5 protein-coding genes are annotated in these 6,610 nt (G+C 71.8%); 2 read left to right on the forward strand and 3 right to left on the reverse strand.

All coding sequences use genetic code 11. The annotated features are described in order from the left end of the window. Nucleotides 1-68 precede the first annotated feature (68 nt). The 3 genes from Q0R63_RS16390 to Q0R63_RS16400 are packed head-to-tail and all read right to left on the reverse strand — an operon-like array spanning nucleotide 69 to nucleotide 4,899. Complete coding sequence (locus Q0R63_RS16390) at nucleotides 69-1,943, reverse strand: NHL domain-containing thioredoxin family protein (RefSeq protein ID WP_295699569.1); 1,875 nt, start codon at nucleotides 1,941-1,943, stop codon at nucleotides 69-71. A gap of 5 nt (nucleotides 1,944-1,948) precedes the next feature. Continuing rightward, a complete protein-coding gene (locus Q0R63_RS16395; RefSeq protein ID WP_295699571.1) occupies nucleotides 1,949-2,827 on the reverse strand; it encodes a carbon-nitrogen family hydrolase in 879 nt (292 codons plus the stop codon). Then, complete coding sequence (locus Q0R63_RS16400) at nucleotides 2,824-4,899, reverse strand: cytochrome c oxidase assembly protein (RefSeq protein ID WP_295699574.1); 2,076 nt, start codon at nucleotides 4,897-4,899, stop codon at nucleotides 2,824-2,826. The genes Q0R63_RS16395 and Q0R63_RS16400 overlap by 4 nt, the downstream gene beginning before the upstream one ends. 26 nt (nucleotides 4,900-4,925) lie before the next feature. Here Q0R63_RS16400 and Q0R63_RS16405 point away from each other — a divergent pair, with 26 nt between their 5' ends. Together Q0R63_RS16405 and Q0R63_RS16410 are read left to right on the forward strand one after the other, a co-directional pair. Next, nucleotides 4,926-5,822, forward strand: a complete 897-nt coding sequence (locus tag Q0R63_RS16405) for a maleylpyruvate isomerase family mycothiol-dependent enzyme (protein WP_295699576.1) — start codon at nucleotides 4,926-4,928, stop codon at nucleotides 5,820-5,822. A gap of 126 nt (nucleotides 5,823-5,948) precedes the next feature. Continuing rightward, nucleotides 5,949-6,497 (forward strand): MarR family winged helix-turn-helix transcriptional regulator, encoded by a 549-nt coding sequence (locus Q0R63_RS16410; RefSeq protein WP_295699578.1) that lies wholly within the window; start codon nucleotides 5,949-5,951, stop codon nucleotides 6,495-6,497. Nucleotides 6,498-6,610: the final 113 nt, after the last annotated feature.

Consider the following 6,610-nt stretch of genomic DNA (forward strand, 5'->3'; position numbering starts at 1 on the left):
GTCGAGGTCGTGGTGTGCACACCACGACCACGACGCCAGACCACGACCTCAGCAGGATCAGCGGCGGGTCAGACCCCGCGCAGCTCGAGGGTGAGCTCGTGGGGGCCGTCGTCGACCAGCCGCAGCGGGATGCCCCAGTCCTGCTGGAAGAGGTGGCACGCCGCATGCTCGACCTCGTCGTCGCAGGCGGCGGCCTGCACCGAGACGTGCAACGTCCCGGCCGGTATGCCGCGGGCGAGCCGCAGGCGGCGCGTCAGCCCCGCCGCGGAGCCGTCGCCCTCGAGGAGCAGCCCCTCCGGACTGGCCGAGACGACGAGCCGGGTGGGGTCGCCGTAGCGGTCGTCGAGGTGCTGGCCGGTCGGCGGGGTGAAGGCGACGACGAGGTCGACGACCCCCGGGGCGAGATCGGTGGCGGGCCGCAGGGTGCGCCGCGCGGGTCCGCCGACAAGCTGCGCCTCCGCGGGCAGTGCGACGCGGACGAGTCGGTGGGCCGCGGACTCGACGACGACGAGCCGGGTGCCCTCCACGTCGGTCTCGACCACGGCGTCGCTGGGCTCGGCGAGACCGGTCGCGAGGGTGGTGACGCTGTTGGTCACCGGGTCATAGCGCCGGATCGCGCCGTTGTAGGTGTCGCTGACGGCGACCGAGCCGTCGGGGAGCACCGTGACGCCGAGCGGGTGCTGGAGGAGGGCCTCGCCGACCTGCTCCGACCCCACCGGCCCGTGGCCGCTGCCGTCGCGGTGGCCGAAGTCGAAGAGACCGGTGCCCACGTGGGTCGAGAGCTCCGGCCCGCCCGCACCGAGGGAGATCGAGCGCAGCGCCGACGTCTCGGAGTCGGCGATCCAGATGCAGCTGCCGTCAGCGCTCGTCGCCAGCCCGGACGGTTGGGCGAGCCACGCCGTCGCCGCCACCCCGTCACGGATCCCCTCCTGCGTCGTCCCGGCGAGGATTCCGAGGGTGGCGGCTGCCGGGTCGGCGTCGAGGCGGAGCTCCCAGAGCTGGTGGACGCCGGCCATCGCGATGACGACCCGGTCGCCCCACCAGGCGAGGTCCCAGGGCGTGGAGATGTCCTGCTCGAGGGCGAGGCCACCCCCGGACCGCGCCCGCAGAGGACGTCCCGTGCCTGCAACGACACGGATCTCGTTGGTGGCGAACGAGATTCCCGAAATCTGGTGGTGGACCGAATCGGCGACAAGGAGGTCGAGACCGATCTCGGCGGCCACGTCGGCCGGCAGCAGCAGCAGGCCCTGCGGCTCGTCGAAGGTGCCGTCCCCACCCCACCGCCGACGTTCCGTCCCGAGGTCGGCCTCGAGGTGGACGATCTGGTGGTGGGCGGTGTCGGAGACGACGAGACTTCCGTCGGGCAGGCCGACCGCCTTGCCGGGGAACGACATCCGGCTGGCGGGCAGGGTCGGCGGGACGTAGGGGGTGTCGCCCCGTCGCAGGGTGGCCTTCGCCCGGTGCTCCTCGACGAGCTCGCCGACGAGCCCCGCGAGGCCGGGCCCGTGGCCCTCACCGGACAGCGACGCGACGACATAGCCCTCGGGGTCGATGACGACGAGCGTCGGCCACGCGCGGGCGGTGTGGGCCCGCCACGTGACGAGGTCGGGGTCGTCGAGCACGGGGTGGTGCACGGCATACCGGCTGACCGCGGCCTCGACCGCCGCGGGCTCGCCCTCGTGCTCGAACTTCGGCGAGTGCACGCCGATCAGGACGAGCTCGTCGGGGAACCGCTGCTCGACCGGTCGCAGCTCCTCGAGCACGTGCAGGCAGTTGACGCAGCAGAAGGTCCAGAAGTCCAGGACGACGACCCGCCCGCGCAGCGAGGCGAGGGTCACGTCGACGCCACCGGTGTTGAGCCAGCGACGACCGACCAGCTCGGGCGCGCGCACCCGGGCCCGGGAGCGGAGGGTGGCAGTGGTCTCAGGGGCCGCTGGGGTCACTGACGTCACCGGACGTGGTCGGGCATCCGGCGGTCGCCGAGGACGGGGAACTGCCCGCGCCACAGGTCGATCGCCGCGAGGTCGATGTCGACGCTCAGCACCTCCTCGCCGAGGCCCGCCGTCGCGAGCGGTTCCCCGGCCGCGCCGATCACCTGCGAGTGACCACCCATCTCGTGCCGGGCGTGGGTGCCGGCGGTGTTGCAGGCGATGACGACGCACTGGTTCTCGATGGCGCGGGCCTGGGCCAGGAGGGTCCAATGGTCGACACGCCGACGGGGCCAGGCGGCAGGAATGACGAAAAGCCTTGCCCCACGGTCGAGCTGGGCCCGATACAGCTCGGGGAAGCGCAGGTCGTAGCACGTCGAGATGCCGGCGCGCACGGTCGTGCCGCCATCGGCACCGTCGACACCGTCGGCACCGTCGGCACCGTCGGCACCGTCGCCACCGGCGACCGGGAGGTCAGCCAGGACGAGCTCCTCGCCCGCCTCCATCAGGCGCGGCTCCCCCGCGCCGAAGCCGAAGCGGTGGATCTTGCGATAGGTCCGGACGAGCCCGCCGGTGGGGTCGAAGAGCAGCGCGGTGTTCCACAGGTTCTTGCCCTCGGGGCCGCCACTGCCGTCGGGAGTCGTCTCGACGATCGAGCCGGCGAGCAGCGTGACTCCGGCGTCCTTCGCGGCCTCGCCCATCGCCTCGGCGATCGCACCGGCGGTCGTCTCGGCGCGCTCGGCCCAGTGCCGGTAGTCGAAACCGCCGGCGGCCCAGAGCTCGGGGAGCACGACGAGGTCGTGGCCGCGCTGCTCGCGGACGAGGCCCGCGACCCGGGTGACGCGATCGGCCACGCTCTCGTCGTCGCTGTAGGCGAGCTGGATCAGGGCGACCTTCACGGCGTGGCCTTCGCGCTGGTGGGCTCGGCGACCTCGGGGTCCGTCAGCCGTTGCGCACCGGCCTCCTTGAGGGCCTGGAGCCGGGCGTTGTAGGCCGCGAGATCGGCGCCGCCGTCGCGCGCGGCCTGACGGTCCAGGCGCTTGGTCTCGACGGCGTCGGTGCGCACCCAGGCGATGACCACGAGCATCGCGAGGAGGAGGGTCGGGACCTCCCCGATGCCCCAGGCGTAGGAGCCGGCCAGCTGCTGGTCGGCGAGCACGTCGGGGATCCAGGACACGTGCAGCGCGGTGAAGAAATCGGGCGCGAGGACGGTGGTGCCCATCATCAGCGAGACCCCGAAGAAGGCGTGGAAGGAGATCGTCACGAGCAGGATGATGAGGCGCATCGACGGCGCCCACTTCGGCGGCCCGGGGTCGACGCCGATGAGCACCCAGGCGAAGAGGTATCCGCTGAGGAGGAAGTGGGCGACCATGAGGACGTGGCCGGTGTGGGTCGTGAGGGCCAGCCCGAAGAGCGGCGAGTAGTAGAAGACAGCCAGGCTGAGGAAGAACAGCGCCGCCGCCACGACGGGGTTGCCGAGGACCCTCAGCAGCCGGGAGTGCAGCAGCCCGAGCAGCAGCTCACGGGGCCCGAGGCTCCCATCGCGACGGGACGGCATACCGCGCAGGGCCAGGGTCATCGGCGCTGCGAGCGCCAGGAACACCGGGGCCCCCATGGCCACGAACATGTGCTCGATCATGTGCCAGGAGAACGAGATCCGGCCCAGGACGCCCGGAGCGCCGCAGACGGCCCAGACGAGGATGGCCCAGCCGACGACCCAGGAGACCGTGCGCCCGACAGGCCACCGGTCACCGCGGCGACGCAGCCGGACGACCCACACGAGATAGGCCGCGACCGCGACGATCGCGAGCACTCCCCAGAGCCAGTCGAAGCGCCAGACGCTCCACAGCGAGCTGATGGTCGGCGCTGCGGGCTCGGGGTAGCCGGAGAGGCTCTGGACGGGCGAGGGCAGCGCCGGCGTGCCGCTCGTGGGGCTGGCGCTGCGGGCGAGCGCCGTGGCGAAGCCGAAGGCCACCCCCATGACGAGGGTCTCGAGGACAGCGAACCGCACGAACAGGCCAGTCGCAGAGGGGTCCCCGGCGATCCGCCCGACGACCCGTCGACGGTGCAGGAGGCCGAAGACGCCGAGCACGAGGATGCAGCCGGTCTTGACGAGCACCAGCGCGCCGTATGCCGTGGTGAGCGACCCGAGGCCGCTCAGGCCCCCGAGGCGCAGGACGGCGCTGACGACGCCGGAGATCGCGACGATGACGAAGCACCACAGCGCCATCGTCGAGTAGCGGGCGAGGACGACCGGCAGGCGCTTGCCGAGGAGCGGGCGCAGCATGACGATCGCGAGGAGCCCACCGACCCAGAGAGCCGCCCCCACGAGGTGGAACGCGATGGTGTTGACGGCCGTCTCGTGGTCGCTGCTGCCGGCGGCGTGACCCGCCAGCGCCAGGGGCAGCAGGGCGCCGACCGAGACGAAAGCCGCTGCCGCCAACCCTTTTCGGGTGAGCGAGATCGCCGCGATGGTGGTCGCGACCGCGACCAGCGACGAGCTGATGATCGCCACCCGGAACGTCTCGACCGCCCAGATGAAGGCCTGGAACTGGGCCCAGAAACCCGGGTCGTCGAGCGAGGTCCCGGAGAAGTCCGAGAAGCCGAGCACCAGCCCCACGAGGCCTGCGACGACCCAGACCACGCCGCTCGCGACGGCCAGCCGGCCGGCCCGCAGCATCGTCGCCGGAGCGGCCTGGCCCGGCAGGAGGAGGGCCGCGACGACGAGCAGACCGATGGTCACCGACGCGGCGACGTCGTGCACCGTGCGGATCAGTGGCAGGCCCCACCGGACCACGGCACCGACGTCCGCGATCCCCGCCACCGGCGCGACTGCGGCACCGCCGATGACGACGGCGACCGCGCACGCGAGCAGCCCGACGACCACGATCCCGACGACGGGCATCCGGCTCGGGGCGGTCTCCCGGACGCGTCCGGGACCCGCGGGCGAGCGGGTGGGGGCGAGGGCCATACCACCAGCGTAAGTACAGTGGCCGGATGCCTTTCCACCCGGCACCCCCCACGGACCTGCACGCGCTGGTGGACGCCTTCGAGCACACCGTGCAGGCCATCATCGACCTGGGTCAGACCTGCTCGACCGCCGACTTCGACACGCCGACGGAGTGCCCGGGCTGGAGCGTCAAGGACCAGCTCAGCCACGTCGTCGGCCTGGAGACCTGGCTCGACGGGGGCCGCGCGCCGAGGGTTGCGCTGCCGTCTCTCGAGCACGTCTCGGCGGGCGTGGGGGAGTTCAACGAGCTGTGGGTGGAGGAGCGTCGAGGGCTCGAGGGCCCGGACGTCGTGGGCGAGCTCGAGGACGTGCTGGTCAGCCGGATGAGCGCGCTGCACGACCCGGCCCTGACGCCGGAGACGACGATGAAGGGCGTCACCGGGCCCGGTCCCGCGGCCAAGGTCACGCGCTTCCGTGTCGTCGACGTCTGGTGCCACGAGCAGGACATCCGCACGGCGCTGGGACGCCCTGGGGACCTCGACTCGGCCGGCGCCGCGGCCTTCGTGGGCGTCATCTTCGCTGCGCTCTCCAAGATCGTCGCCCGCGACGCCGGGGTCGAGCCGGGTCATACGGTCATCCTCGACGTCACCGGCCCCGTCGTCGGCCGCGCCGGGGTCCGTGTCATCAGAGGCGCGGACGGCAGGCCCTACGGCGAGGAGCTCTTCACCGGCGACTCCCCGGACCGGGGAGCGGGGGGAGCGGGGGGAGCGCGGGGGCACGAGGCGTCGGGCGGCACGACCTCGATCACCCTCTCGACCGACGCCCTGACCCGTCGGGCGGCGGGTCGTCGCTCCGTGGACGACCTCACGTACTCCGTCAGCGGCGGCCGTGACGACGAGGGCATCGCCAGGCGGGTGCTCGAACGGCTCGTCCTGACCCCCTGAGGGCGCTCGAGCGGACCGCTTCGGTGTGATCTGCGGCATACGATTCCGGTAGTTGCTTGCGCCATGCAACCTTATGTGTAACAGTTGTATGGTTCAAACAACTATTCGATGGAACGGGAGCCCCGCTTGTCCGTCTTGCCAGAGACCGCCGCGTCGATCTCGAACACCCTCGTCCGGGTGATGAAGATCGTCGGCTCGATGAAGAGCCACATGCCCCTCAGCCAGTTCGTCCCCGTCCAGGGCGTCGACCACTCCCACTTTCCCATCCTCTTCACCCTCGCTCATGAGCCCAACCGGGTGTCGGCGCTCGCCGAGCTGATCCACTCCGACGTCTCCACCCTGAGCCGCCAGGTCAGTCATCTCGTGCACATCGGCCTCGTCGAGAAGATCGGCGATCCCGACGACCGACGCGCCCAGCTGCTCTCCCTCTCCCCGCAGGGTCGCGAGGTCATCGACGAGCTCGTCAAGCGTCGCGGTGAGTGGTTCGAGGTCCTGCTCAAGGGCTGGAGCGAGCAGGACGCGGCGACGTTCCTCGCACTGCTGGAACGCTTCGGCGACGACGTCGAGCTGTACAAGGTCGACCTCACCACGTCCTCCCACACCCCCGAGCTCGCCCACACCAGCGCAGGCCACACGCCTTCACACATGCACTCGCACACGAACCAGGAGCACTGACATGGCTGCAGCCACACCGGCCGCCACGGCCCCCCCGGCGACGGACGGGTCACTGACCCATCGCCAGATCATCACCATCCTCGTCGGCCTGATGATGGGGATGTTCCTCGCCG

The sequence above is a fragment of the Lapillicoccus sp. genome, assembly GCF_025353065.1.
In the GTDB taxonomy this organism is placed as follows: Bacteria; Actinomycetota; Actinomycetes; order Actinomycetales; family Dermatophilaceae; genus Lapillicoccus.

Bases quoted from the DNA above. Each gene is read 5' to 3' on its own strand.
- Q0R63_RS16400 (WP_295699574.1), bottom strand. From the start codon at position 4,899: ATGGCCCTCGCCCCCACCCGCTCGCCCGCGGGTCCCGGACGCGTCCGG.
- Q0R63_RS16405 (WP_295699576.1), top strand. From the start codon at position 4,926: ATGCCTTTCCACCCGGCACCCCCCACGGACCTGCACGCGCTGGTGGAC.